The following is a 24,421-nucleotide window of genomic DNA, read 5'->3' as shown; positions in this document are numbered from 1 at the left end:
CCGCGGTGCCGGTGGATGCCGCAGCGGCGCCGGCGGATGCCGTACCGGCCGCCGGCATCGCCGGTTGCGTGTCGAATTGCGTGGTATCGGCCGGCGCCGGCGGCAACGACAGCAGCACCAGCACTTCGCGGCCGCGATCGAGCTGGGCGGCCGGGCGCACCTCGCCGACCAGGAAGGCGCGGCTGTCGTCGGGACGCAGCGCGGTGATCGTGCCGACCGGGAAGCCCGATGGGAAGCGCCCGCCCAGGCCCGAGGTCACCAGCACGTCGCCGACCCGGACGTCGCTCGACAGCGGCACGCTGCGCAGGGTCAGGCTGTCGCTGCGGCCTTCGCCGTAGACGACCAGGCGCACACCGTTGCGCGCCACCGCGACCGGCACCGCATGCGAAGCGTCGGTGATCAGCAGCACGCTGGCGTGCAAGGGGGTAATGCCGGTGATTTGGCCGAGCAGGCCACCGGCGTCGATCACGCTCTGGCCGACCCGGACCCGCTCGCGGCTGCCGGCGTCGAGCACCAACCGTTGCCGGGTGGGATCGAGGTCGATATCGAGAATCGGCGCCAGGACCACGTCCAGATTGCCGCGCTCGGCCGCTTCGAGCAGGCCGCGCAGGCGCTGGTTGTCGGCGGCGACCGATTGCAACCGTGCCATGCGCGCCTGGTTGACCAGGGCTTCGTTGCGCAGGCGGCGGTTTTCGTCGGTGAGCTGGCTCATGGTGCCGGCGTCGTCGCTGACGCGCTCGACCAGGCGCCCCGGCCATCCGGCCACCGCCCACAGCGGCGCGACGAACAGCGCAGTCTGCTTGCGTGCCTGGTTGAGCCAACCGCCGCGGTGATCGAGCACGATCAGCACGACCGCCAGAGCCAGGTACGCCAACAGGCGCAGCGTGTCGGCGACTTCGCCGCTACGGGCTGCGGTGGGTGGACCGGCGTAAGGGGGCATTAGAGCCGGGAATGGGCAATGGAGAGTGGGGGATCGGAAAAGCGCGACGCGGCGACCATCGGGCGCCGCGCACGAAACCTTACTTCAGTTTGCGGACCGCGTGGGCGAGAGGGAAACCGGGACGACGGCGAAACGGCTTTCGACGATTCCCGAATCCCCATTCCCGACTCCCGTCTTACTCAGGCGCGAAGAACTCGTTGCCGTGCATGTCGACCAGCTCCAGGGCGCGGCCGCCGCCGCGGGCGACGCAGGTCAGCGGATCGTCGGCGACCTGCACGTGCAGGCCGGTTTCCTCGCTGATCAGGCGGTCCAGGTCGCGCAGCAGCGCGCCGCCGCCGGTCAGGACGATGCCGCGCTCGGCGACGTCGGCGCACAGTTCCGGCGGGGTCTGCTCCAGCGCCAGGCGGATCGCCGACACGATGCCGGCCAGCGGCTCGCGCAGCGCTTCCAGCACTTCGTTGGAGTTGATCTTGATCATCTTCGGTACGCCCTCGGCGAGGTTGCGGCCGGAGACCTCGATGGTGGTGGCGCGTTCCTGCGGGTAGGCGCAGCCGATCTCGAGCTTGATGCGCTCGGCGGTGGCTTCGCCGATCAGGGTGCCGTAGGTGCGGCGCACGTAGTTGATGATCGCCTCGTCGAAGCGGTCGCCGCCGATCCGGACCGAGGCCGAGTAGACGATGCCGTTGAGGGCGATCACCGCCACTTCGGTGGTGCCGCCGCCGACGTCGACCACCATCGAGCCGCGCGCCTCGGTCACCGGCATGCCGGCGCCGATCGCCGCGGCCATCGGTTCCTCGATCAGATAGACCTCGCGGGCGCCGGCCTCCTCCGCCGATTCCTTGATCGCGCGGCGCTCGACCTGGGTCGAGCCGCAGGGCACGCAGACCAGCACGCGCGGGCTCGGGCGCAGGAAGCGCGATTTGTGCACCTTGCGGATGAAATGCTTGAGCATTTCCTCGGTGTAGGTGAAGTCGGCGATGACGCCGTCCTTCATCGGCCGGATCGTGGTGATGTGCCCCGGGGTACGGCCGAGCATCTGCTTGGCCTCGCCGCCGACCGCCGCCACCGTCCGGTTCCCGCCGATCAGCCGGTCCTGGCGCACTGCGACCACGGACGGCTCGTTCAGGACAATCCCTTGCCCGCGCACATAAATAAGTGTGTTGGCCGTGCCCAGGTCGATGGACAGGTCATTGGAGAACATGCCGCGAAACTTCTTGAACATCGGGGGATTGGGCCGTCAAAAGTAGGGGCGGAGTGGGGGCGTTAGCCTAGCAACCGCCCCCCTGCGAGCAAGGAAAATCAACGGTTTCGAGCGAACTGGGCCGTTCAGGAGGGGCGGTGGATACCCTGGGGATAACCCTGGGTCGGGGTGCCGGCGGACCCCGCCGGGCGACCCGGACCGATCCGGCCCGCCCCCGCCCGGCCCCTGCCCCACCCCTGGCCCGGGTCACGGATCGAGTGGTCCGCAAGCCCTCGCAAAGCACATTAGGAACTGGCCGCGCGAGGCCTCACCCGCTACCCTACGCCGCCGGCCGGTGATGGACCGCCGTTTTCTATTTCTTATTTGGGGTGAACATGTCTGCGCTGATCTGCGGCTCACTGGCTTACGACACCATCATGGTGTTTCCGGACCAGTTCAAGAACCACATCCTGCCGGACAAGGTGCACATCTTGAATGTGTCGTTCCTGGTGCCGCGCATGCGCCGCGAGTTCGGCGGTTGCGCCGGCAACATCGCCTACAACCTCAAGCTGCTCGGCGGCGATCCGATTCCGATGGCCACCGTCGGCCAGGACTTCGGTCCGTACCGCGAGTGGTTCGTCGATCAGAAGATCCGCCTCGACCACGTCAAGGAAATCCCGGAGCTGTTCACGCCGCAGGCGTTCATCACCACCGATCACGACAACAACCAGATCACCGCCTTCCACCCCGGCGCGATGATGCGTTCCTACGAGAACCATGTGCGCGACGTGAAGGACGTGAGCTTCGGCATCGTCAGCCCCGACGGCCGCGAAGGCATGCTGCAGAACGCGACCGAATTCGCCGAAGCCAACATTCCCTTCATCTTCGATCCCGGCCAGGCGATGCCGTTGTTCAACGGCGAGGAACTGCGTCATTTCATCGAGCAGGCCGACTACGTCACCGTCAACGACTACGAGTCCAACCTGCTGCAGGAACGCACCGGCTGGAGCGAAAAAGACATCGTTTCCCGGGTCAAGGCCTACATCACCACGCGCGGCCCGCACGGCTCGCAGATCCACACGCCGGAGAAGAGCTACGACGTCCCGCCGGCGCACGAGCGCCGCGTGACCGATCCGACCGGCTGCGGCGACGCCTTCCGCGCCGGCCTGATCTTCGGCATCGAGAAGGGCTACGACTGGCTGACCATCGGCCGCATGAGCAACCTGATGGGCGCCTTGAAGGTCGAGCACCCCGGGACCCAGAACCAGCGCTTCGATTACGAAGAATTCGCCGAACAGTTCCGCCAGCAGTTCGGTTACGCGCTGTAAGGGCGGGAATCGGGAATCGGGAATCGGGAATCGGGAATCGGGAATCGGGAATCGGGAATCGGGAATCGGATTATTCGAAACCGTTTACCTCGACTGCACCAGATCCTTGCTGCAAGCGACACACAAAAATCCCGGCTCCGGCCGGGATTTTTCGTTTCCGCGCCGCCTCACCCGATCGCCGTCCACCCTCAGGGGTAGGAGCGGCGCAAGCCGCGACCGCGAAACCACGCCAACGACGCAACCGCGATGTCGCGGTCGCGACTTGCGTCGCTCCTACCCTCAAAGCGGCGGCGCGATGGGTTGGCCGCGCCAACGCTCGAACGCGGCCCTGTCGCCCGCATGCACGTTCAGATCCACCGGCCCGACGATGCCGTCGACACGGGCGCGGTTGTGGTACTGCCACAGCGCCCAGCTCGCACGCGCATCCGGCGCACGCACGATCGAACGCCGCCACAGCGCGCGTGCCGGCAGCGATTCGCGATAGGCATCGAAGAATTCCGGGGTGACGTATAGCAGCGCCGGCTTCGCATAGACGTTTTCCACCGCGATTAGAAAGGCGTCGAGCTCGACCCGCATCGCCGCACCATCCGGGCGCGCGCCGCAGTTGCCGCCGAATTCCAGGTCGACCGCGGGCGGCAACGCGTCGGCCTCGACCGGCACGGCCGCGATGAAGTTGCGTGCCTGCTCGGCGCCGCTGCGGCAGAAGGTGAAGAAATGATAGGCGCCGGTCGCGATCCCGGCCGCCCGCGCGCTACGCCAATTCTCGGCGAACAAACGGTCGCGATGATCGCCGCCTTCGCTGGCCTTGAGATAGGCGAAGGCGACATCGTCGCGCGCCACCGCCGTCCAATCGATCGCGCCCTGGTGATGCGACACGTCGATGCCGCGCAAGGGATAACGCCCGCGATCGGGCTGCCAATGCAGGAAGCCCCACCATGCCAGTGCGGCCATGGCGGTGGCGAGCAATACCAGGGTCGCCAACCAGGCAAGCAGTTTTCTGAGGCGCCTCATGCGGGTGCTTGCACCGGAATCGTCGCCTACTTCCAGCCCGGCAACTTGTCCTGCTTCAATCCGCCCACGTCGAAACTCGCCGTGCGCGTGCCGCCGGCCTTGACCGGGAATTCGATGGTCAGCTCCTTCGCCTGGCCGATGCCGCGCCACAGCGCGCGCTCGTCCTCGACGAACATGGCGATGGCTTCATCGGTCTTCGGCCGGCTACCGGCCATGACCCTGGTCTTGCCGTCGAAACCGATCTTGAGCTTGCAACCGCCATAGCAATTGAAGTCGCCGACCTGCAGCACGAGGTAGCTGCTGCGGCCCCAATCGGGGTGGTCGCGGAAGATCAGCTGCACCGGGCGCGGCGTCTTGCCGTCGGTCTCGACATTGGCGCGGGCGTAGATCGAAGCCGACAACTGGGTACCGGCCTTGCCCTTCGCGGTCTTTACCGGCGTGCTCATGTACGACCACAGCGATTCGACGCGGCGCTGCTCGCGCACTTCCTTGGCCTTGGCCTGCGCCTCTTCGTACAAAGGACGCACGCGGTCGGCGGTCGGCGTGCCGGGGTATTTCGAGGTCACGATCTCGCCGTGGGCCGCGGCCATTTCCCAGTTCTTCTGCCCATAGGCGCTGTCGAATTCCTTGGCGGCGGTGGCGGCGGCCTGCTCCTGCTGCGCGGCCTTGGCGGCTTCGGCGATCTTCGGGTCGGGCTGTTTGCAGGCGGCCAGCGCGATCGCGGCGGCGAGCAGGATGGTGGCGTTGCGCAGTGTCATCGCGGCGTTCCCTTGGCTATCAGTTGATCCACGGCCTCGGCGACGGCGTCGGGCTGTTCCATCACCGACATGTGGCCGCAACCGTCCAGCAGTACGCGTTGCGCTTGCGGCAGACGCACCGCGAACAGCTCCAGGGCGCTGGCGTCGATGACCGCGTCCTGGCGGCACCATAGCAGCAGCGCGGGCTGGCCGATGCGCACGGCTTCGTCGCCGGGCAGGAAGCGTTCGTCGCCTCGGCCGATCTTGTCGAGCACGGATTGCTCGAACGCCGCCTCGCGCTTGCGCCGCTCGATGTAGATGCCGTCGGCCGGCCACGGAATGACCGGCTTGGCGCGCTCGTCGTAGAACAGGATGCCGAGATAGTGCTTGAGGCTGGCGGCGTCGCTGACCGCGAACGGGTTCTTACCCTCGAGCACTTCGCGGCCGAACACGTTGTCCTTGAAGCGCACGCCGGCCGAATTGAACAGGGCCACGCGATCGACGTCCCGGGGGTGGCGCGCAGCGGTCAATGCGGCGATGCCGCCGCCCATCGAATGACCGAGCAACACGACCGGGCTACCGGGCTTGCGCGCGACCTGCTCGATGAAACGGGCGACGCGGTCGTTCTGGGCGACGAAACCGTAATCGGCGCCGCGCTTGCGCTCGCTCTCGCCCCAGCCCGGCAGGTCGGGCACGAATACGCGGTAGCGGCCGCGCAGACGCTGCGCGAGCAGGTACCAGTTTTCCTTGCCGCCGGTGAAGCCGTGCACCATCACCACGGTCGGCGCGTTCGCCGGCGCTTCGTCGTTGTAGGCGTAGACCCAGCGGTGATCGTCGACCTGCGCGGCATTGCGGCCCAGGCCGGCGACGAGGCGCTGGCGCGTGTAATCGCCGAGCACCACGCGGTAGGGCTCGCGCCACAACCACAGCAGCAGCGCGCACAGCAAGACGGCCGCCACCAGGGCGACCGTCTTGAGCAGGCGACGCAGGGTCATGCGCTCGCGCTTACTTCGCCGCGGCCTGCGGCGCGGACTTGGCCTTGGCGATCACCGCTTCGACCGAGGCGGTCGTGATCGGGTGATAACCGGGCTTGGCCTTGGCGAAAGTGTCCTCGGCCAGCTTCAGGCCTTCGGGCGTTTTCACCAACTCGCCGTAGGTCGGCATGATCAGCTTGCGACGGCCGATCTTCTGCAGGAACGCGGCGATGGCCTGGTCGGCCTGGCGATAGCCGCTGCGCACCGCGAGCGGATACCAGCGCTGGGCGATCTCGCCGTTCGGGGTGCCGGTGAAGCGGTAGGCGGCATCGAGCGCGCCGAGCTGCTCGACCTTCAGCGTCTCCGGCATGCCCTCGATGAAATGCACCCATTCCTGCGTGCTCCACTTCGCGGTCAGGGCCTTGTCCGGCAGCGTGCCGGCTTCGGTCCAGGCCTTGCGCGCGGCGTCGACCGCGTCGAAGCGCGGCGACTGCGTGGCCGGCGCCGTCTTCGGGATGCCCGGGCCGTAGATCCACTCTTCCAGCTCGGCCTCGCTGACCTTGCCCGGATGCTTGGCGAGCAGATTGGCCTTGGCGTATTCGACGAACTTGGTGGTCGGGATGCTCTGGAAGGCGAAGTGATCGAAGTAACCACGCAGGAAGGGATCGAACACCTCACGGCCGTAACGCTGTTCGAGGAACTGCAGGAACCAGGCGCCCTTGGTGTAGACGGTGGCGCTGCTGGCTTCGTCCGGGTCTTTCAGCGTGCCCGGCTTCAGCGCCAGCGCCTGCAGCTTGGGATCGATGGTCTTGAACTCGGCGGCGAGTTCGTTGCGGCCGATCACGTTCTCCATGTCGGAACGCTCCTTGCCGTACAGCGCCTCGACGATGCGGTTCTCGACGTAGCTGGTGAAGCCTTCGTTGAGCCAGCCGTCCTTGCTGCTGGAGAAGGTGACCAGGTTGCCGGACCAACTGTGGGCGAGCTCATGCGCGACCAGCGACACCAGCGACTTGTCGCCGACGATCACGGTCGGGGTGGCGAAGGTCAGGCGCGGATTTTCCATGCCGCCGTACGGGAACGACGGCGGCAGCACCAGGATGTCGTAGCGCTCCCAGCGGTAGGGGCCGTACAACTGCTCGGTGGTCTCCATCATCTTTTCGGTGTCGGCGAACTCGGTCGCGGCCTTCTTCACCATCGAAGGCTCGGCCCAGACGCCGGCACGATTGGAGATCGGCTGGAACACCAGGTCGCCGGCCGCGATCGCGAGCAGGTACGACGGAATCTTCTGCGGCATCTTGAAGCTGTAGTCGCCGTCGCGCGCCGCCTTGGGATCGTTGTCGGCGCTCATCAGCACCATCGCGTCCTTCGGCCCGGTGATGTGGGCGGTGTAGGTGAAGCGCACGCTCGGCGTGTCCTGCAGCGGCACCCACGAGCGTGCGTGGATCTGCTGCGACTGGCTGAACATGAAGGGCGTCTTCTTGCCCTCGGTCATCGACGGCTCCAGCCACTGCAGGCCCGAAGCGCCCGGCGAGGTGACGTAGCTGACGCGCACGCGCTTGCTGCGCTCCGGCACGTCGATGGTGAGCTTGCTGCCGAGGGTCTTGTCGGCATCGGCCAGGGCGAACTTGAGGTCGACCCACTTGCCGTCGGCGCGCTCGCCGACGACTTTTTCGATCTTCAGGTCGCGGCTGTCGAGGACGAGCTGGTTGGCCTTGGGATCGGCCCAGTCGAGGGTGTAGGTGGCGCTGCCGGTCAGGGTCTTGCTGGCGAAGTCGACGGCGAGCTGCAGGGCCAGATCGTCGATGCGGACCAGGTCGGGCTGGGCGTAGGAATGCTCGTCGCGGTCGGCCGCAGCAGCGGTGTCGTTCACTTTGGCCTCCGGCGTCGCCGCGGGCGGGGTGGAGTCGGCGGCGGGGCTCGCGGCATCGCGCGAGCAGCCGGCGGCGGCGGTCAGGGCCGCGACAAGGCAAACGGTCAGGATCGAAGAACGCATGAAAGGTCCACGGACGACGGGTCGAGCGCCCGAGTTTAGCGCCTCGCCCACGGCCCGGCATGGTGCAGCGCATCGCCGCGCTTGGCGGTTGGCGGTGCCTCGGCCGGTGGCAGCGGCGCAACGCTGCTTTCCGCGACCGGGCGCACGCAACGATGCTTCCCATCGCCGCCGTAGGCGCGCGCGGGGCCGCCTGCCACGATCGACGCCATACCCTCCTCCTCTTCAAGGAACACCGACATGACGCTTCTCGCAGGCAAAGTAGCCCTGGTCACCGGCGGCAGCCGCGGCATCGGCGCAGCGATCGCGCGCCGCCTGGCCGCCGACGGCGCCGACGTAGTGCTGACCTATGCGCGCGCCGCCGACCAGGCCCAGGCGGTCGTCGCCGAGATCCAGGCCGGCGGCCGCCGCGCCCTGGCCATCGCCGCCGACAGCGCCGACCCGCAGGCGGTGACCGCCGCGGTCGAACGCACGGTCGCCGAATTCGGCCGCCTCGACATCGTGGTCAACAACGCCGGCGTGTTCGCCTACGGCCCGTTCGAGGACGAAAGCGCCGAGTCCTACGAGCGGGTCATGGCGATCCACGTGCGCGCGCCGTTTGTGGCCGCGCAGGCCGCCTCCAGGCACCTGCCGCGCGGTGGCCGCATCATCACCATCGGCAGTTGCCTGGGCGAACGCGTGGGCGCGCCGAACATGACCCTGTACTCGATGAGCAAGGCCGCGGTGATCGGGCTGAGCAAGGGCCTGGCGCAAGACCTCGGTGCGCGCGGCATCACCGTGAACGTGGTCCAGCCCGGCCCGGTCGATACCGACATGAACCCGGCCGACGGCGAAGGCGCCGACGCGCAGCGCGCCGGCCTGCCGCTCGGCGAATACGGCCGCCCCGAAGACGTCGCCGCGACCGTCGCCCACCTGGCCGGCCCGGGCGGCAACTTCATCACCGGCACCGCGATCTCGGTCGATGGCGGGTTTTCGGCTTGAGGCTGGCGCGAGGCGGAGATCCAGAGACATCAGAATGATGCTTGGATAAAGCCCTGGGCCCCCGCCTGTGCGGGAACGACGCTAGGTTGTTGCGCGACTCTCCTCGCCGTCATCCCCGCGGAGGCGGGGATCCAGAGACTTCAGAGTGATGCCTCGATAGAGCCCTGGGTTCCCGCCTGCGCGGGAACGACGCTAGGTGGGTTCGTTGTGCTGTACCTGCTGTCATCTCCGCGAAGGTGGGTGAATGGATGCGTTTGCGAGCCACTGGCTTGCGCATCCATGAACGTCAGGGCGCCGTGCGCCCTGGCCGGGCCGCAGAGACTTCAGCGCCATGCCCCGATGAAACCCCGGATTTCCGCATTCGCGGGAACAACGATGAAAGCGGAAGCAACAAAAAACGCCGGGAGTTTCGTCCCGGCGTTCTTCGTGGCTCGCGCTGCGCCGAGCGCTTCGCCTCAGACCTTGTAACCGGTATGAATGGCGCAGATGCCGGCACTGAGGTTCTTGTAATCGACGCGGGCGAAGCCGGCCTCGACCATCATCTGCTTGAGCTCGTCCTGCGGCGGGTGCTTGCGGATGCTCTCGGCCAGATAGCGGTAGCTTTCGCTGTCGTTGGCGAACAGCTTGCCGAGTTTCGGCAGCACGTTGAAGGAGTGGAAGTCGTAGATCGGCTTGAACCAGTCGGCCTTCACTTCCGAGAACTCGAGCACGCGCGCCTGGCCGCCGACCTTGAGCACGCGCAGCATCTCGCGCAATGCGGCGTCCTTGTCGGTGACGTTGCGCAGGCCGAAGGCGATGGTGACCAGGTCGAAGCTCGCGTCCGGGAACGGCAGCGACTCGGCATTGCACTGCACGTACTCGAAACCGGAAATGCGGCCCTGGTCGGTCATGCGGTCGCGGCCGACCCGCAGCATCTCGCGGTTGATGTCGCCCAGCACGATGGTGCCGCTGTCGCCGACGCGGTCGCGCAGCAGCGCGGCGATGTCGCCGGTGCCGCCGGCCAGGTCGAGCACGCGGTCGCCGCGACGGACCTGCGCGGTCGCGGTGAAATAGCGCTTCCAGACCCGATGGATGCCCAGGCTCATCAGGTCGTTCATCAGGTCGTAACTGCCGGCGACCGAAGAAAACACCTCGCCGACCAGCTTGCGCTTCTCGCCCTTGGGGACGTCGCGGAAACCGAAGTGGGTGGTGTCGGGCTTGGGGGTCTGTTCGCTCATGCCGGGATTATCGCATGCCGGCCGTCCGGGGCAGGGTTCCGCGCCCGGCCCGCGCCACGACCAAAGCGCCACAAGGCCCGGCCATCCCGCGCCCCGCCGCGGTCTGCCAGAATCGAGCCATGACCACCACGCTGACCTGGCAGGCCAAGCCCTTCCGCGAACTGAGCGCCGACGAGCTCTATGAGCTGCTGCGCCTGCGCTCGGAAGTGTTCGTGGTCGAGCAGAACTGCGTCTATCTCGACCCCGACGGCAAGGATCGCGATCCGGACGCGGTCCACCTGTTCGGCCGCTCGACCGACGGCACCCTCGCCGCCTATCTGCGCATCCTGCCGGCCGGGCTGAGCTATCCGCAGGTCAGCTTCGGCCGCGTCCTCACCGCACCCGCGCACCGAGGCCAGGGCCATGGCGGGCCGATGATCGAGGCCGCGCTGATCGAAATCGAACGGCGCTGGCCCGGCGCCGACGTGCAGATCGGCGCGCAGGCGCATCTGCAGGGCTATTACGGCCGCTACGGATTCGAGCCTTCGTCCGAGCCCTATGTCGAAGACGGCATCCCGCACATCGATCTGCTGCGGCGCGGGCGGGACTGAGCGCTCTGCGCGCAGGGCGAATCGACGGCAGCGGGCTCGACCGCGCCGCGTCGCCGCGCCAGACTGGACGCCATCGAACCGGAGCCTTTCATGATCGCCACGCCCGACTACCGCGTCCTGCTCAAGACCGCCGTCGCCGAAGCCCGTCAGGGCTTGGCCGAAGGCGGCATCCCGATCGGCGCGGCGCTGTACCACAACGACGGCCGCCTGCTCGGTTGCGGCCACAACCGTCGCATCCAGGAAAACGACCCCTCGGTGCACGGTGAAACCGACGCCTTCCGCAAGGCCGGCCGCCAACGCCGTTACCGCGACACCATCATGGTCACCACCCTGGCGCCGTGCTGGTACTGCAGCGGTCTGGTCCGTCAGTTCAACATCGGCACCGTCGTGGTCGGCGAGTCGGTGAACTTCAGCGGCGGCGTCGATTGGCTGCGCGAGAACGGCGTCAACGTGATCGACCTGGCCGACCCGGAATGCATCGAGATGCTCGGCGGCTACATCGCCGCAAACCCGGACGTGTGGAACGAAGACATCGGCGAGGACTGAGTCGCGCGCAGCGTGTGCGGCCGCTCGCGTTGCCGCACACGCGCCCGTGCAAGCCCGCGGCGGCCGGTGCAGAATCCGTCGCAATGCGCCCGCCGACCGACCCGAGCATCCGCCCTTACCTGCTGAGCGATTGGCCACGGCTGTGCGCAATCCACGACTGCGCGCGCCTGGACGAACTGCGGCTCAGCGCCGACGTCGCCGCCTTCCGCAGCCTGGCGCGCACCGCGCACAGCGAGGGCCTGTTCGACGGCCGCCTCGACGTCGCCTCGATCGACACCGTCGTGCAGGGCTTCGTCGCCTACAAGCGCAACTCCCTGAACTGGCTGTACGTGCACCCGGACTGCTACGGCCGGGGCCTCGGCCGCAGCCTGCTGCGCCACGCGCTGGCCGATGCCGGACCGGTGGTGACCACCCTGGCGCTGGCCGGCAACGAACCGGCCCTGCAGTTGTATCGTTCGGAAGGTTTCGTCGAGATCGAACGCCGCCCCGGCTGGCTCGCCGGCAGCGAGCAATTCCCGACCGTGGGCGTGCTGCTCGAATTGCGCCGCTGATCAGACCGGTTTCATCACCATCAGCCAGAAGATCGCCATCACGCTGAGGAAGGCCGGCCAGCCCAGCCAGAACCACCAGCGCATGGTGCGCCGATAGGCCGCCGACAGGGGCGCGCCGAGCGCCGCGGCCTCGGCTGCCAGACGCCGTGCCCGCGCCTGCAGCCACAGCACCGGCAACCAGCAGGCGCCGACCACGAAGAACAACAGCAACGCGGTCTTGAGCCAGAACACCGAGAACGGAATGCCGAGCCGCCAGGTCAGCCACATGCCGCTGACGAACTGCACGATCACCGCCGGCGCGGTGAAGCAGGCATCGGCGATCACCACCGTGCGCGCGGTCTCGGCGATCACCTTCGGATCGCCGCGCCGATGCGCGATCCAGAAGAAGAAGGCGATGCCCAGGCCGGTGCCGAACAACAGGGTCGACGACAGGATGTGAATCCACTTCACCCACAAATAATCCATGCTTATCTCCGATCCGCCAGCACCCAGGCCACCGCGAGCGCCGGCAGCACCAACAGATTCTTCGCCAGCCCGCCGAGCGGGTCCAGCCATTGCGCCGGCAGCAGCAGGCCGAACGCGAGCGTGTAGGCGAGCACGCTGATCCCCATCAGACCGAGCACCGGACGCGGCCGCCAATTGATCAGCAACAGCAAGGCGAGCGCCGCATCCAGCGAGGCGGTCGCGCGCGCCAACAGCACCGGCTGCCAGTCCTGCATCGGCGAACCCGCGGCCAGCGCTTCGATCGCCGCCGCCGGTGTCAGCCATCCGGCCACGGCCGAGATCAGCCACAAGGCGACGATGGCGATGCGCAGGGTCGGCGCGAGGAAGTACAACTGCGCCTGCCAGCGGTCCTGGACCTGGCTCGGCGTCGCCGCGAGCGCGGTCTGCAGATCGAGCGGCGTGTGGCCGAACTCGGCCTGTAGACGCGCGGGCGCATCGGCGCCGGTGACGTTGCCGCGCCGGAGCATGCGCCACATGGTTTCGCCGACCGGGCCGCGACCAAGCCGCTCGCCGATCCCAACCTGCAACGACACCAGCGCTTCCGGCACCGCGATCGCGGCCTCGCCGTCGATACGCAGCCAGCGCCGCCAGGTCGCCTGGTACTCGCGCAGCGTCATCGATTGCGGCGCACCGACCTCGAAGATGCCGCGCTGCTCGCCTTCCGCGGCGAGCGCGGCGATGGTGCCGAGGTCTTCGGCCGACACCGGCTGGATCGCCCAGCGGCCGTCTCCGGGCAATAGATGCCAGCCAGGAAACGCCGCCAGCGCGCGCAGCAACGAGGTGCCGCCGTAGGAACCGGACGCGGCATAGACGATCGACGGCCGCAGCACCACCGCGCTCAGCGGCAGGGCGAGCAAGGCCTCATCGAAACGATGCTTGGAAGCGATGAAGGCGCCGTCCTCGGGTTCGCCGAGGGCGGAGATCTGTACGAAGCGGGCGACGCCGGCGGATACGCAGGCCTGGGCGAGCGCGAGCGGCCCATCGACGTGGATGGCCTGAAAGGTCTGGGTGCCGGTCTCGCGCAGGATGCCGGCGACGTTGACCACCGCATCGACCCCGCGCAAGGTGTCGCGCCAGGCTTCGGGCGTGGTCATCCGGGTCAAGTCGGCCTCGCGCTCGTCGGCGCGCAAGGGGGCTGCGCTCGCGCGCACGCCGCGCACCACCCGCCACCCGCGCTGGCGCAACGAGGCGATGATATAGCCGGCGAGAAAACCGTTGGCGCCGAGCACCAGAACGGTGCCTGGCGTAACGGCGCGCAATGCTTCGGTCCCTGATGCGGGTGCGATGTCGTCCATGGGGCGACACGTTAGCAGAGCGTTTGCGCGGACGGCGACGGTTCGGCGAGTTCGCCCTCCCGCTTGCAGAGATCGCAGAGAGCGCAGGGTTGAGAGCGTCAGGGTAAGAGCGCTTTGATTCCGTTTCAGAAACGAGCGCTGGCTGTCACGCTCCCTGCCCTCACCCCAACCCCGCTCCCGCAAGCGGGAGAGGGGCCGGTGCCTGTGTCGCGTTCGATGCCCTCTCCCGTTTTCGGGAGAGGAGCCGAGCTTCAGAGAATGTAGCGACTCAGATCCGGGTCCTGCACCAGTTCGCCCAGGTGCTGATCGACGTAGGCGCGGTCGATGCTCACCGCCTGGCCGTCGCGGTCCGGCGCCTCAAAGCTCAAGGTATCGAGCAAGCGTTCGAGCACGGTGTGCAGACGACGCGCGCCGATGTTTTCCTGGCGCTCGTTGACCTGCGCGGCGATCTCGGCCAGGCGCTCCACCGCGTCGGCGGTGAACTGCAGATCCACGCCCTCGGTCTTGAGCAGTTCGATGTACTGGGTGGTCAGCGAGGCCTTGGGTTCGGTGAGGATGCGGACGAAATCGTCCTTGCTCAGCGCACCCAGTTCGACCCGGATCGGGAAACGGCCCTGCAGCTCCGGGATCAGGTCGCTGGGCTTGGCCAAGTGGAACGCACCCGAGGCGATGAACAGGATGTGGTCGGTCTTGACCGAGCCGTACTTGGTGCTGACCGTCGAACCCTCGACCAGCGGCAGCAGGTCGCGCTGCACGCCTTCGCGGCTGACGTCGCCGCCGCTCATGCCGGCTTCGCTGCGCTTGGCGACCTTGTCGATCTCGTCGATGAAGACGATGCCGTGTTGTTCGCAGGCTTCGATCGCGGCGGCGCGCACGTCGTCTTCGTTGACCAGCTTGGCCGCTTCCTCTTCAATCAGTTGCGGGCGCGCGGCCTTGATCGGCAGATGCTTCTTGTGGGTCTTGCCGCCGGACACCTGTGAGAACATCTGCCGCAGTTGCTGGCCCATTTCTTCCATGCCGGGCGGCGCCATGATGTCGACGCCGACGTTGACCGCGGTCTCGATCTCGATCTCGCGCTCGTCGAGTTCGCCGGCACGCAACTGCTTACGCAGCTTGGCGCGGGTGTCGCTGTCGGGCGAGCTGGTGTCCTGCGCCGGGGTTTCCGAACCGAAGCCGAAACCGCCCGGCACGCGCTTGGGCAGCAGCGCATCGAGGATGCGATCTTCGGCGCGATCCTCGGCCTGGGTGCGCACGCGCACCTTGGCCTGCTCGCGGTACAGCTTGACCGCGGTGTCGGCGAGATCGCGGACGATCTGCTCGACGTCCTTGCCGACGTAGCCGACCTCGGTGAAACGGGTGGCCTCGACCTTGACGAACGGCGCGTTCGCGAGCGTCGCCAGACGGCGCGCGATCTCGGTCTTGCCGACGCCGGTGGGGCCGATCATGAGGATGTTCTTGGGCATGACCTCATTGCGCAGGTCGTCGTTGAGCTGCATGCGGCGCCAACGATTGCGCAACGCGATCGCGACCGCGCGCTTGGCTGCGTGCTGACCGATGATGTGTCGGTCGAGCTCCTGCACGATTTCGCGCGGGGTCATGGTGGCGTGACTGTTGTCGGGTTTCATGGGACCAGAAGTGAGCTAAGAGGAGTGAGGAGTGAGCGGTTTCGCTGCGAACGGAAGAGACGACGAGGGGCGAGTTCTACTCACTCCTCACTTCTCTCCACTCGTTGCTACAGCTCTTCGACCACCACGTTGCGATTCGTATAAATGCAGACGTCGCCGGCGATGTTGATCGCCTCGGTGGCGATGGTGCGAGCGTCGAGTTGAGTGTGCGCGACCAGTGCGCGCGCAGCCGACAGTGCGTACATGCCGCCGGAGCCGATCGCGATGATCCCGTCTTCGGGCTCGATGACGTCGCCGGTGCCGCTGATGATCAGCGAGGTTTCCTTGTCGGCCACCGCGAGCAGCGCTTCGAGCTTGCCGAGGCGGCGCTCGGTGCGCCAGTCCTTGGCCAATTCGACCGCGGCGCGGGTCAGCTGGCCGTGCTTCTCGAGCTTGGCTTCGAACAGTTCGAACAAGGTGAACGCATCGGCAGCGGCGCCGGCGAAACCGGCCAATACCTGGCCATCGCGGCCGAGACGGCGCACCTTGCGCGCGTTGGATTTCATGACGGTGTGACCGAGCGTCACCTGGCCGTCGCCGGCCACGGCAACGCGACCGTCGCGGCGTACCGAGACGATGGTGGTGGCGTGAAAAACAGTGGGATTTTGACTGGGGTCCATGTGACCTCCTGGATACTGAAGTCCTGGATGGGGGCGCCGGACGACTAGTCAAGCCCAGAGGGGGGGAGGAACGAGTCAAGAGGAACGAGCAACGAGTCGCGTTCAGCGCAGCCCGCCCCCCCCCCGCGCAATCAGCGGCAACTCTCCCCTTCTCGTTCCTCAGTTCCTCGTTCCTCGCTACTCCTTCCCAGGCTTGCGCTTGGCCCGCGGGTGCGCGGCGTCGTAGACCTTGGCCAGGTGCTGGAAGTCGAGGTGGGTGTAGATCTGGGTGGTGGCGATGTCGGCATGGCCGAGCAGCTCCTGCACGCCGCGCAGGTCGCCCGAGGATTCGAGGATGTGGCTGGCGAAGGAGTGGCGCAGCAGATGCGGATGCACCCGCTTGAACAAACCCTGGCGTTGCGCCAGTTGGCGGATGCGCAGTTGGATCGCGCGCGGCGTGATCGGGCCGCCGCCGCGCCCGGGAAATACCTGCGCCTCGTTCGCCGCGCCGGTCGACGCGCGCCATTCCTGCAAGGCCGCGCGCGCGTGCGAGCCCAGCGGCACGCTGCGTTGCTTGCTGCCCTTGCCGAGCACGGTGACCAGCCCGTCGTCGAGATCGAGATCGCGCCAACGCAAGGCGCATAACTCGCTCAAGCGCAGGCCGGAGGAATAGAACAGCTCGAGCACGGCGCGGTCGCGCAGACCCAGCGGCACATCGGTCGGCACTTCGACCAGGGCCTTGGCTTCGTCCGGGTCGAGCACCTGCGGCAGTTTGCGCGGTGCTTTCGGCGCGCGGATCGCTGCCGCCGGACTGGCCATGAGCACGCCTTGCTTGACCTGCCAAGCGTAGAAACTACGGCACGCCGACAAACGGCGTTGCAGGCTTTTGGGCGTCAGGCCGCGCCGGTGCTCGGCGGCGATGAACGCGCGCAGGTCTTCCGCACTCAGCCGCAGCGGATCGCCGCGGCCGTGGTGCTCGCACCATTGCGCCAGGGCGTCGAGATCGCGCCGATAGGCGTCGAGGGTGTGCGCCGACATGCGGCGCTCGACGCGCAGATGATCGAGAAAGGCGTTAGTGGCGCTCATGGCGAAACCGCTGCGGCGTGTCGGCGCGGATCGCGCCGCGCGCTCGCCTCAGTCGAAACGCCTGAGCGCGACCGCCAGCGACTCGCCCATCATGCGCAGGAACAAGGTGCCCATGCCGGGGAAGAAGCGGTTCGCGTCGCGGCTGCCGACCGCGATCAGGCCGGTGCCCGGCAGCGGTAGCAAAGCGCTCGACTGCACTTCCTCGGCGCGGTCGCCGTACAGCACCACGTGCTTTTCCGGCTGCAGGCGGCCGCACAGCGGTTCGCCGTCGCTCAAGGCGTCGCGGAACGGCTGCAAGCGCGCATCGCCTTCGGGGACGATCTGCAGCCAGTCGCTGTCGCCGAGGCCTTCGACCGGCTTGAACACGACCAGACGCACCAGGTCGCCGTTGAAATCCTCGGCCAGGCTCGCCGCCATCGCGCGCAGGGTGTCGGCGGCGCTGCCCTGGCGCAGCAGCGCCAGGGTCAGTTGATGGGTGCGCACCGCCAGGCGTTCGTTCTCCTGGGCGTTGCCGAACAGTTCCTGCAGGCGCCGCGACAGTTCGCGGTTCTTGTCGCGCAGCACTTCCAGCTGGTAGCTCGCCAGCGACGCCGCCGAGCCTTCCTCGCGCGGCACCACCAGGCTCATCGACAGGTCGGGAAACTGCTGCAGGAACCGCGGATGACGACGCAGCCAGTTGGCGACTTCATGGGCGCTGAACTTGTCGCTCGCTTGCTCGCTGAACTTGTCGGTCATCGGTTCCACTCTCCTTCGAACACGAAAGCCGCCGGGCCCGCCATCGACAGCGTCGCCGCGTCGTCGGGCCAGGCGATGCGCAATTCGCCGCCGGGCAGTCGCACGGCGACGTCGCGGTCGATCAGGCCGCGCCGGATCAGCACCGCTACCGCGGCGCAAGCGCCGCTGCCGCAGGCCAGGGTCTCGCCGACGCCGCGCTCGTACACGCGCAGGCGGATGCGATCGCGGGCGATCACCTGGGCGAAGCCGACGTTGGCCGACTCCGGAAACGCATTGCTCGACTGCAGCAGCGGGGCGATGCTGTCCAGCGGCGCGGCGTCGACGTCGTCGACCTCGATCACCGCATGCGGGTTGCCCATCGACACCGCGCCGAAACCGATCACGGTGTCGTGGATGTCGACCACGTACTGGTCCTGGTAGGCCGTGTAGCCGCGCATCGGGATGCGCGCGGGCTCGAAATCGGGCCGACCCATGTCGATGCGGTAACCGCCGTCGGCGAGCGCCCACACCGCATGGCGGCCGGCCGGGCTGTCGACGGCGAAACTGCCGTCCCCGGCGCCGGCGGCGGCGCCGTCGCGGACCAGCCAGGCGGCGATGCAGCGCGCGCCGTTGCCGCATTGCTGCGAGCCCGAACCGTCGGCGTTCCAGATCCGATAGGACGCGACCGCGCCCTCGCTGAGCGGGTCTTCGACGGTCAGGATCTGGTCGCAACCGACGCCGAAGTGGCGGTCGGCCAAGGCGCGGCACAGTTCAGCGTCGGGTTCGGGCGCGCCGCCGCGCAGATCGAGCACGACGAAGTCGTTGCCGGCGCCGTGCATCTTGCTGAAGCGCAGCGGCGCGGCCGGCCCGGCCACGGCGGTCGCGGACTCAGCCATCGCCTTGCGGCACCGGCTCGGCGGGCTTGGCGTCGTCCTTGCCGTCGCCGCCCTTGTCTTGAGTCTCCGCATCCTTCGCGCCCTCGGCGGCCGGCTGCGAGCCGTCCAGCGGCGGCAGGGTCGGCAGCGAGGTCTTGGCGTTCGGGTCGGTCGCGACCGGCGGATTGTTGGCGGTGGAAATGGTCACCGGCACTTCGCCCGGCTTGGCCACGGGCGCTTCCTGCGGCGCGGGCTCGGTCGGCAGGACCAGCGGGCCCTTGTTGCCGCAAGCGGTCAGGGCGAGGGTCAGCGCGGTCAAAACGAGAGGCGTTGCGATGCGTGCATTCATGGGCGAAGTGTAGCCCGCAGCCGGCGTCGAAACGAACCCGCCCGGGGCCGCAGGACGCGGCGCGGGTTCAGGCGGGCCGGGGGCCGGCGCCCGCGGCGCTCAGGTCCGCGGCGGTTCGGGCCGCCGCCACAACCAGATAGCGACCGCGGTCATGATTGCGGTGCCGGTCATCGCCATCCACAGCTTCGGCGAGGTCAGGAACATGATGACCGCGCAGACCGCCATCATCGACACCGCCAGCCACTTGGAGCGCCGGCTGACCGCGCCGTGCTTTTCCCAGTCGCGGATGATCGGCCCGAACTGGCGGTGACCGAGCAACCAGGCATGCAGGCGCTCGGAACCCCGCCCCGCGGCGAAGGCCGACAGCAGCACGAACGGCACGGTCGGCAGGCCCGGCACGACGATGCCGATCACGCCTAGGGCCAGGCTGGCATAGGCGAGCAGCTTCCAGGCCCAGCGGAACCGCACCGTGCGGGCCTTCGACGATCGAGCCCCGCCCTCGGCCGCATCCGCGGCGGGCGCGGTCGGCGGCTCGGGGTCGGCAGGCGGTGGCGGAAACGGCATGGCGGAAGTATGCGGCGGTCGTAGGGGCTGTGATCGAAATGCGGGTGTGGGCCCGGCTTTCAATCCATGCCGCGGGCGCAAACGACGACGGCACCGGGGCGGGCGCCGCCGGTGCCGTCGAGGGTGGAGCCGCGGGCGCTTATTTCAGCGAAGACCCGCTGCCGACCTGAAGCTGGTCGAGCATGAACGCGTACATTTCCGACTGTTCGCGGAAGCGGCGGAAACGGCCCGACTTGCCGCCGTGGCCGGCCTCCATGTTGGTGCGGAACAGCAGCGGCGGCTTACCGTCGCTCTTGTCGGCCAGTTGGAGATCGCGCAGGCGGGCGACGTACTTGGCCGGCTCCCAGTACTGCACCTGCGAATCCCACAGGCCGGTGCCGACGAACATCGCCGGATAGGCCTGGGCCTTGAGGTTGTCGTAGGGCGAATAGCTGAGCATGTAGTCGTAGTAATCCTTCTTCTCCGGATTACCCCACTCGTCGTACTCGTTGGTGGTCAGCGGGATGCTCGGATCGAGCATGGTGGTGACCACGTCGACGAACGGCACCTGCGACAGGATCACCCGGTACTGCTGCGGCGCCATGTTGGCGATCGCGCCCATCAACAGGCCGCCGGCGCTGCCGCCGTAGGCCGCGACGCGGTCGGGCGCGGCGTAACCGGCCTTGACCAGTTCGGCACTGACGTCGATGAAATCGGTGAAGGTGTTCTTCTTGTTGAACAGCTTGCCGTCGTCGTACCACTTGCGGCCGAGTTCCTGGCCGCCGCGGATGTGGGCGATCGCATAGACCATGCCGCGGTCGAGCAGGCTCACCACGGTGCTGTTGAAGCCCGGGTCGGTCGAGGAGCCGTAGCTGCCGTAGGCGTACTGCAGCAGCGCCGCCTTGCCGTTTTTCTCGAAGCCCTTCTTGTAGACCAGCGACACCGGCACCTTGACGCCGTCGCGCGCGGTCGCCCAGAAGCGCTCGGTCACGTACTGGTCGGGGTCGTAGCCGATCACCGGCTGCTGCTTGAGCAGTTTGCGCTCGCCGGTCTGAGTGTTGAGCTCATAGGTCGTCGCCGGCGTGGTCATCGAGGTGTAGGTGTAGCGCAGCCACGGCGTGTCGTGCTCGGAGTTGGTCGACAGGCCCATCGAGAACGCGGGCTCGTCGGCCTTGACGAATTCCTCCTTGCCGTCCTTGCCGATCAGGCGCAGGCGTTCGAGCGCGTTGGAACGCTCGGCGACCGCGGTGAAGCCGTCGAACAGCTCGAAGCCTTCGATGAAGACATCGTCGCGATGCGCGACCCAGTCCTTCCACTCCTTGCGCGAACGGGCACCGTCGGCGGCCGTCACCAGGCGGAAGTTCGGCGCCGGCTTGCCGTCGGCGCCGGGCGCGTTGGTGCGGATCACCCAACGGCCGTCGAGATGATCGACATCGTATTCGACGTCGCGCTCGCGCGGCGCCAGCACCACGAATTCCTTCGGGTCGGCGGCCGGCGCGCAGCGCGCTTCGCTCGACACGGTGCTGTGCAGGCTGATGCAGATGTAGGCGTCGTCGCGGCTGCGGCCGATGCCCATGTAGAAGCTGTCGTCCTTCTCTTCGTAGACCAGGACGTCGGCCGAGGCCGGCGTGCCGAGCACGTGCTTCTTGACTCGCACAGTCAGCAGGGTCTCGGGGTCGTTCTCGACGTAGAACAGGGTCTTGTTGTCGTCGGCCCAGACCAGGTTCGGCGAGACATCGTCGATGACGTCGGGATAGATCTCGCCGGTGTCCAGGTTCTTGAAGCGGATCTTGTACTGACGGCGGCCGACCGCGTCGTCGGCCCAGGCCAGGATCCGGTTGTCCTGGCTGACCTCGAAGTCGCCGACGTTGAAGTACTGCTTGTCCTTGGCCATGGCGTTGACGTCGAGCAGGATCTCCTCGGCGCCGTCCATGCCGCCCTTGCGGCGGGCCTGGATCGGATAGTCCTGGCCGGTTTCGAAGCGGGTGTAGTACCAGTAGCCGCGCTCGCGGTACGGCACCGAGCTGTCGTCCTGCTTGATGCGGCCGACGATCTCGTTGTACAGCGTGTCCTCGAGCGGCTTGAGCGGCGCCATGGCCGCATCGACGTAGGCGTTCTCGGCTTTGAGATAGGCCAGCATCTCGGGGTTCTTGCGCTTGTCGTCGCGCAGCCAGTAGTACTCGTCGCTGCGCTGGGCGCCGTGCGGGGCCTTAACCTCGTGCGGCTTCTTGGCGGCGTCGGGCGGCGTGGGCAGGCCGGCTGCGGTGGCGGAAAGGGTCGTGGTCATCAGGAGCGTCGCCGCAAGCGTGAGAAAGGTCGGTTTCATATTGGGTCCGATATCGGAATGCGCAACCGCGGGGCCGCGAGGATTCAGCCAGCCCATTCGGGCAAAGCCGCGGCGCAGACGACGACGGGCGCCTGGGCGCCCGTCGGGTCACGCATCGGCCGGCCGGCCCGTCACTTGGCCAGTTGTTCCCACAGGAAGGTGAAGGCCAGCGCGTTCATGTGCGCCTGCTGGGCGTTGTTGGCCGCACCGCCGTGGCCGCCTTCGATGTTCTCGTAATAACGCACGTTCTTGCCGGCATCGAGCATCTTCGCCGCCATCTTGCGCGCATGGCCCGGATGGACGCGGTCGTCCTTGGTCGAGGTCATGAAGATCACCGGCGGGTACTCGCGCTTGGCGTCGAACAGGTGGTACGGCGAGAAGCCCTGGATGAACGACCAGTCGGCCGTGTCCGGATCGCCGTATTCGGCCATCCACGAGGCGCCGGCCAGCAGATGGCTGTAGCGCTTCATGTCGAGCAGCGGCACCTGCACCACGACCGCACCGAACAGGTCCGGGTATTGGGTCAGCATGTTGCCGGTGAGCAGGCCGCCGTTGCTGCCGCCCTGCACGCCCAGGTGCGGGGTGCTGGTGATCTTGCGCGCGATCAGGTCCTGGCCGACCGCGGCGAAGTCCTCATAGGCCTTGTGGCGGTTGGCCTTGAGCGCGGCCTGGTGCCAGCGCGGGCCGTACTCGCCGCCGCCGCGGATGTTGGCGACCGCATACACGCCGCCCTTCTCCAACCAGCCCTTGCCGATGCCGCCGGAATAGCTCGGGGTCAGCGAGATCTCGAAGCCGCCGTAGCCGTACAGCAGGGTCGGCGCGCTGCCGTCGAGCTTGAGGTCCTTCGGCCGCACCAGGAAGTACGGCACGCGGGTGCCGTCCTTGCTCTTGGCGAAGTGCTGCTCGATCGTGTTCTTCGACGCGTCGAAAAAGGTCGGCATGGTCTTCAGCACTTCAGGCGCCTTGGCGCTCTTGCCGACTTCGCCCATCGCCAGGGTGCTGGGGGTCAGGTAGTCGCTGGCACTGAGCCAGACCGCGTCGCTTTCGTCGGAATCGACCGCGCCGACCATGACCGTGCCGAAGGTCGGCGCACCGGCGAAGGCCTCGCGCTTCCACTCGCCCTCGCCCGGGGTCAGCACGCTGAGCTTGTACTTGACGTCGTCGAGCACGTTGAGGATCAGGTGATTGCGGGTCCACACCGCGTTCGCCAGCGAGGTGGTCTGCGTCGGCGCGAACAAGGTGGTGAAGTCGCGCTTGCCGGCCTGGAAGTCGTCGAACTTGATCGCGATCAGGCTGCCGGAAGCGTACTTCTTGCCGCCGGCTTCATAGGGATCGCGCAGCTCGGCGATCAGCCATTCGCGGTGGACGTACTTGTTGGCCGAGTTCGGCAGATCGATCTTGCTCAGCTTGCCGTCGGCGCCGCGCAGGTACAGCTCGTCGTTATAGAAGGCGAGCGTGCGCTGGACGAAATCGCGCTCGAAACCCGGGGTGTGATCGTGCATGGCGCCGATCATCATGTCGGTCGGCTTGCCCTCGTAGACCAGGCTGGCCGAGGCCATCGGCGTGCCGCGCTTCCACAGCTTGACCACGCGCGCATAGCCCGAGGTGGTCATCGAGCCGGGGCCGAAATCGGTGGCGACGTAGACGTGGTCGCGGTCGATCCAGTTCAGGCTGCCCTTGGCCTCGGGACGGACGAAACCGTCCTTGACCCAGGCCTTGGTGGTCAGGTCGAACTCGCGGGTGACGTCGGCATCGGAGCCGCCGCGCGACAGCGCGACCAGGCAGCGCTGATAGTCCGGACGCAGGCAGTCGGCGCCGTGCCAGACCCACTGCTCGTTCTCTTCGCGGTTGAGCGCGTCGAGGTCGATCACGGTCTCCCACTTCGGCTGGTCCTTGCGGTATTCCTCGAGCGTGGTGCGGCGCCACAGGCCGCGCTGGTGTTGCGCGTCCTTCCAGAAGTTGTAGTAGTAGGCGCCGATCTTCTCGACCCCGGGGATCTTGGCGTTGGAGTCGAGGATCGCGCGGATGTCGGACTCGAGCTGCTTGAACTGCGGGGTGGCGGCGAGTTCGGCCTCGGTCTTGGCGTTGCGCGCCTGGACCCATTCGAGCGAGCGCTTGCCCTCGACCTCTTCGAGCCAAGCGTAGGAATCGTTCATGGCGGCCTCCTTGGCGGTTGCGGCACCAGAGGCCGAGGCGGCGGCGATACCTGCTGCGAACAGCAGGGATTGACAGGTCTGCGACATCGAGGACATGGCTCATCCGGTGCAAAGGAAGGCCGCCACGCTAGCACAGGGCCGCGCGGCCGCCGCCCTGCCCAAGGTCATGTAGGGAGTTGCGTGGTTTGGCGCGTTGAACGACCGCCGACGGGCGTTTGGACCGGCCCTGCGGCCGGTCCGGGCGGCCGCTCGGACCGGCGGTTCA

23 protein-coding genes and 1 pseudogene are annotated in these 24,421 nt (G+C 67.6%); 5 read left to right on the top strand and 19 right to left on the bottom strand.

Annotated elements, in window-relative coordinates:
• Positions 1-112 precede the first annotated feature (112 nt).
• Positions 113-940, bottom strand: a pseudogene (gene mreC, locus GLA29479_RS21900) (rod shape-determining protein MreC); the annotation flags it as partial.
• Between the two features lie 175 nt (positions 941-1,115).
• Positions 1,116-2,162, bottom strand: a complete 1,047-nt coding sequence (locus GLA29479_RS21895) for a rod shape-determining protein (protein ID WP_031372079.1) — start codon at positions 2,160-2,162, stop codon at positions 1,116-1,118.
• Between the two features lie 353 nt (positions 2,163-2,515).
• Here GLA29479_RS21895 and GLA29479_RS21890 point away from each other — a divergent pair, with 353 nt between their 5' ends.
• A complete protein-coding gene (locus GLA29479_RS21890) occupies positions 2,516-3,448 on the top strand; it encodes a carbohydrate kinase family protein (protein WP_031372080.1) in 933 nt (310 codons plus the stop codon).
• A 279-nt stretch (positions 3,449-3,727) separates the two neighbouring features.
• Here GLA29479_RS21890 and GLA29479_RS21885 read toward each other — a convergent pair whose 3' ends face one another.
• Genes GLA29479_RS21885 through GLA29479_RS24950 form a run of 5 tightly spaced genes read right to left on the bottom strand, consistent with a single transcriptional unit; the run spans position 3,728 to position 8,402 of the window.
• Positions 3,728-4,459 (bottom strand): glycoside hydrolase family 25 protein, encoded by a 732-nt coding sequence (locus GLA29479_RS21885; RefSeq protein ID WP_057972845.1) that lies wholly within the window; start codon positions 4,457-4,459, stop codon positions 3,728-3,730.
• A 26-nt stretch (positions 4,460-4,485) separates the two neighbouring features.
• Positions 4,486-5,217, bottom strand: a complete 732-nt coding sequence (locus GLA29479_RS21880) for a hypothetical protein (protein ID WP_057972844.1) — start codon at positions 5,215-5,217, stop codon at positions 4,486-4,488.
• Positions 5,214-6,191, bottom strand: coding sequence for an alpha/beta fold hydrolase (locus GLA29479_RS21875; protein WP_057972843.1), 978 nt, complete (start codon positions 6,189-6,191; stop codon positions 5,214-5,216). Before GLA29479_RS21875 ends, GLA29479_RS21880 begins: the two co-directional genes overlap by 4 nt.
• 10 nt (positions 6,192-6,201) lie before the next feature.
• A complete protein-coding gene (locus GLA29479_RS21870) occupies positions 6,202-8,163 on the bottom strand; it encodes a M1 family metallopeptidase (protein ID WP_057972842.1) in 1,962 nt (653 codons plus the stop codon).
• Between the two features lie 35 nt (positions 8,164-8,198).
• Positions 8,199-8,402 (bottom strand): hypothetical protein, encoded by a 204-nt coding sequence (locus GLA29479_RS24950; RefSeq protein WP_144436686.1) that lies wholly within the window; start codon positions 8,400-8,402, stop codon positions 8,199-8,201.
• On the opposite strand from GLA29479_RS24950, the gene GLA29479_RS21865 reads away from it, so the two are divergent.
• Positions 8,401-9,141, top strand: coding sequence for an SDR family NAD(P)-dependent oxidoreductase (locus tag GLA29479_RS21865; RefSeq protein WP_057972841.1), 741 nt, complete (start codon positions 8,401-8,403; stop codon positions 9,139-9,141). The two genes, GLA29479_RS24950 and GLA29479_RS21865, sit on opposite strands and share 2 nt — an antisense overlap.
• 455 nt (positions 9,142-9,596) lie before the next feature.
• Here GLA29479_RS21865 and ubiE read toward each other — a convergent pair whose 3' ends face one another.
• Positions 9,597-10,358: a bifunctional demethylmenaquinone methyltransferase/2-methoxy-6-polyprenyl-1,4-benzoquinol methylase UbiE gene (gene ubiE / locus GLA29479_RS21860; RefSeq protein WP_057916687.1), complete on the bottom strand. Its 762-nt coding sequence runs from the start codon at positions 10,356-10,358 to the stop codon at positions 9,597-9,599.
• Positions 10,359-10,477: 119 nt separating this feature from the next.
• On the opposite strand from ubiE, the gene GLA29479_RS21855 reads away from it, so the two are divergent.
• From GLA29479_RS21855 to GLA29479_RS21845, 3 genes are all read left to right on the top strand, one after another.
• Positions 10,478-10,948 carry a GNAT family N-acetyltransferase gene (locus tag GLA29479_RS21855; RefSeq protein WP_057972840.1) on the top strand — a complete coding sequence of 157 codons (471 nt, stop codon included), beginning with the start codon at positions 10,478-10,480 and terminating at the stop codon, positions 10,946-10,948.
• Between the two features lie 90 nt (positions 10,949-11,038).
• On the top strand, positions 11,039-11,494 hold the full coding sequence (locus tag GLA29479_RS21850; RefSeq protein ID WP_057916685.1) for a nucleoside deaminase: 456 nt from the start codon (positions 11,039-11,041) through the stop codon (positions 11,492-11,494).
• 83 nt (positions 11,495-11,577) lie between these two features.
• Positions 11,578-12,045 carry a GNAT family N-acetyltransferase gene (locus tag GLA29479_RS21845; RefSeq protein ID WP_057916684.1) on the top strand — a complete coding sequence of 156 codons (468 nt, stop codon included), beginning with the start codon at positions 11,578-11,580 and terminating at the stop codon, positions 12,043-12,045.
• On the opposite strand, the gene GLA29479_RS21840 is transcribed toward GLA29479_RS21845, so the two are convergent.
• From GLA29479_RS21840 to GLA29479_RS21790, 11 genes are all read right to left on the bottom strand, one after another.
• Positions 12,046-12,510: a DUF2269 family protein gene (locus tag GLA29479_RS21840; protein ID WP_057916683.1), complete on the bottom strand. Its 465-nt coding sequence runs from the start codon at positions 12,508-12,510 to the stop codon at positions 12,046-12,048.
• A 2-nt stretch (positions 12,511-12,512) separates the two neighbouring features.
• The gene (locus GLA29479_RS21835) at positions 12,513-13,844 is read right to left on the bottom strand and encodes an NAD-dependent epimerase/dehydratase family protein (protein WP_057972839.1); all 1,332 of its coding nucleotides are present in this window, start codon (positions 13,842-13,844) and stop codon (positions 12,513-12,515) included.
• A 251-nt stretch (positions 13,845-14,095) separates the two neighbouring features.
• Positions 14,096-15,469 (bottom strand): ATP-dependent protease ATPase subunit HslU, encoded by a 1,374-nt coding sequence (hslU, locus tag GLA29479_RS21830; protein WP_484502489.1) that lies wholly within the window; start codon positions 15,467-15,469, stop codon positions 14,096-14,098.
• Positions 15,470-15,576: 107 nt separating this feature from the next.
• Positions 15,577-16,128, bottom strand: a complete 552-nt coding sequence (gene hslV / locus GLA29479_RS21825) for an ATP-dependent protease subunit HslV (RefSeq protein WP_057916681.1) — start codon at positions 16,126-16,128, stop codon at positions 15,577-15,579.
• A 177-nt stretch (positions 16,129-16,305) separates the two neighbouring features.
• Positions 16,306-17,193: a tyrosine recombinase XerC gene (gene xerC / locus GLA29479_RS21820; RefSeq protein ID WP_057972838.1), complete on the bottom strand. Its 888-nt coding sequence runs from the start codon at positions 17,191-17,193 to the stop codon at positions 16,306-16,308.
• A gap of 48 nt (positions 17,194-17,241) precedes the next feature.
• Entirely contained in the window at positions 17,242-17,928 is a 687-nt protein-coding gene (locus GLA29479_RS21815; protein WP_057916678.1) for a DUF484 family protein, read from the bottom strand.
• The gene (dapF, locus tag GLA29479_RS21810) at positions 17,925-18,803 is read right to left on the bottom strand and encodes a diaminopimelate epimerase (RefSeq protein WP_057972837.1); all 879 of its coding nucleotides are present in this window, start codon (positions 18,801-18,803) and stop codon (positions 17,925-17,927) included. Before dapF ends, GLA29479_RS21815 begins: the two co-directional genes overlap by 4 nt.
• Positions 18,796-19,131 (bottom strand): LPS translocon maturation chaperone LptM, encoded by a 336-nt coding sequence (lptM, locus tag GLA29479_RS21805; protein WP_082638903.1) that lies wholly within the window; start codon positions 19,129-19,131, stop codon positions 18,796-18,798. Before lptM ends, dapF begins: the two co-directional genes overlap by 8 nt.
• Before the next feature lie 99 nt (positions 19,132-19,230).
• A complete protein-coding gene (locus GLA29479_RS21800) occupies positions 19,231-19,695 on the bottom strand; it encodes a YbaN family protein (RefSeq protein WP_082638902.1) in 465 nt (154 codons plus the stop codon).
• Positions 19,696-19,834: 139 nt separating this feature from the next.
• A complete protein-coding gene (locus GLA29479_RS21795; RefSeq protein WP_211265010.1) occupies positions 19,835-22,000 on the bottom strand; it encodes a S9 family peptidase in 2,166 nt (721 codons plus the stop codon).
• A 131-nt stretch (positions 22,001-22,131) separates the two neighbouring features.
• Positions 22,132-24,252, bottom strand: coding sequence for a prolyl oligopeptidase family serine peptidase (locus GLA29479_RS21790; RefSeq protein ID WP_057972836.1), 2,121 nt, complete (start codon positions 24,250-24,252; stop codon positions 22,132-22,134).
• Positions 24,253-24,421 lie beyond the last annotated feature (169 nt).

The organism is Lysobacter antibioticus, assembly GCF_001442535.1.
Lineage (GTDB): Bacteria > Pseudomonadota > Gammaproteobacteria > Xanthomonadales > Xanthomonadaceae > Lysobacter > Lysobacter antibioticus.
This window is presented reverse-complemented; position numbering and strand designations above follow the sequence as displayed.

Excerpts from the sequence above, each read along its gene's own strand:
- GLA29479_RS21895 (WP_031372079.1), bottom strand. The coding sequence starts at position 2,162 with ATGTTCAAGAAGTTTCGCGGCATGTTCTCCAATGACCTGTCCATCGAC.
- GLA29479_RS21890 (WP_031372080.1), top strand. The coding sequence starts at position 2,516 with ATGTCTGCGCTGATCTGCGGCTCACTGGCTTACGACACCATCATGGTG.
- GLA29479_RS21885 (WP_057972845.1), bottom strand. The coding sequence starts at position 4,459 with ATGAGGCGCCTCAGAAAACTGCTTGCCTGGTTGGCGACCCTGGTATTG.
- GLA29479_RS21880 (WP_057972844.1), bottom strand. The coding sequence starts at position 5,217 with ATGACACTGCGCAACGCCACCATCCTGCTCGCCGCCGCGATCGCGCTG.
- GLA29479_RS21875 (WP_057972843.1), bottom strand. The coding sequence starts at position 6,191 with ATGACCCTGCGTCGCCTGCTCAAGACGGTCGCCCTGGTGGCGGCCGTC.
- GLA29479_RS21870 (WP_057972842.1), bottom strand. The coding sequence starts at position 8,163 with ATGCGTTCTTCGATCCTGACCGTTTGCCTTGTCGCGGCCCTGACCGCC.
- GLA29479_RS21865 (WP_057972841.1), top strand. The coding sequence starts at position 8,401 with ATGACGCTTCTCGCAGGCAAAGTAGCCCTGGTCACCGGCGGCAGCCGC.
- GLA29479_RS24950 (WP_144436686.1), bottom strand. The coding sequence starts at position 8,402 with ATGTCGGTGTTCCTTGAAGAGGAGGAGGGTATGGCGTCGATCGTGGCA.
- ubiE (WP_057916687.1), bottom strand. The coding sequence starts at position 10,358 with ATGAGCGAACAGACCCCCAAGCCCGACACCACCCACTTCGGTTTCCGC.
- GLA29479_RS21855 (WP_057972840.1), top strand. The coding sequence starts at position 10,478 with ATGACCACCACGCTGACCTGGCAGGCCAAGCCCTTCCGCGAACTGAGC.
- GLA29479_RS21850 (WP_057916685.1), top strand. The coding sequence starts at position 11,039 with ATGATCGCCACGCCCGACTACCGCGTCCTGCTCAAGACCGCCGTCGCC.
- GLA29479_RS21845 (WP_057916684.1), top strand. The coding sequence starts at position 11,578 with ATGCGCCCGCCGACCGACCCGAGCATCCGCCCTTACCTGCTGAGCGAT.
- GLA29479_RS21840 (WP_057916683.1), bottom strand. The coding sequence starts at position 12,510 with ATGGATTATTTGTGGGTGAAGTGGATTCACATCCTGTCGTCGACCCTG.
- GLA29479_RS21835 (WP_057972839.1), bottom strand. The coding sequence starts at position 13,844 with ATGGACGACATCGCACCCGCATCAGGGACCGAAGCATTGCGCGCCGTT.
- hslU (WP_484502489.1), bottom strand. The coding sequence starts at position 15,469 with ATGAAACCCGACAACAGTCACGCCACCATGACCCCGCGCGAAATCGTG.
- hslV (WP_057916681.1), bottom strand. The coding sequence starts at position 16,128 with ATGGACCCCAGTCAAAATCCCACTGTTTTTCACGCCACCACCATCGTC.
- xerC (WP_057972838.1), bottom strand. The coding sequence starts at position 17,193 with ATGAGCGCCACTAACGCCTTTCTCGATCATCTGCGCGTCGAGCGCCGC.
- GLA29479_RS21815 (WP_057916678.1), bottom strand. The coding sequence starts at position 17,928 with ATGACCGACAAGTTCAGCGAGCAAGCGAGCGACAAGTTCAGCGCCCAT.
- dapF (WP_057972837.1), bottom strand. The coding sequence starts at position 18,803 with ATGGCTGAGTCCGCGACCGCCGTGGCCGGGCCGGCCGCGCCGCTGCGC.
- lptM (WP_082638903.1), bottom strand. The coding sequence starts at position 19,131 with ATGAATGCACGCATCGCAACGCCTCTCGTTTTGACCGCGCTGACCCTC.
- GLA29479_RS21800 (WP_082638902.1), bottom strand. The coding sequence starts at position 19,695 with ATGCCGTTTCCGCCACCGCCTGCCGACCCCGAGCCGCCGACCGCGCCC.
- GLA29479_RS21795 (WP_211265010.1), bottom strand. The coding sequence starts at position 22,000 with ATGAAACCGACCTTTCTCACGCTTGCGGCGACGCTCCTGATGACCACG.
- GLA29479_RS21790 (WP_057972836.1), bottom strand. The coding sequence starts at position 24,252 with ATGTCCTCGATGTCGCAGACCTGTCAATCCCTGCTGTTCGCAGCAGGT.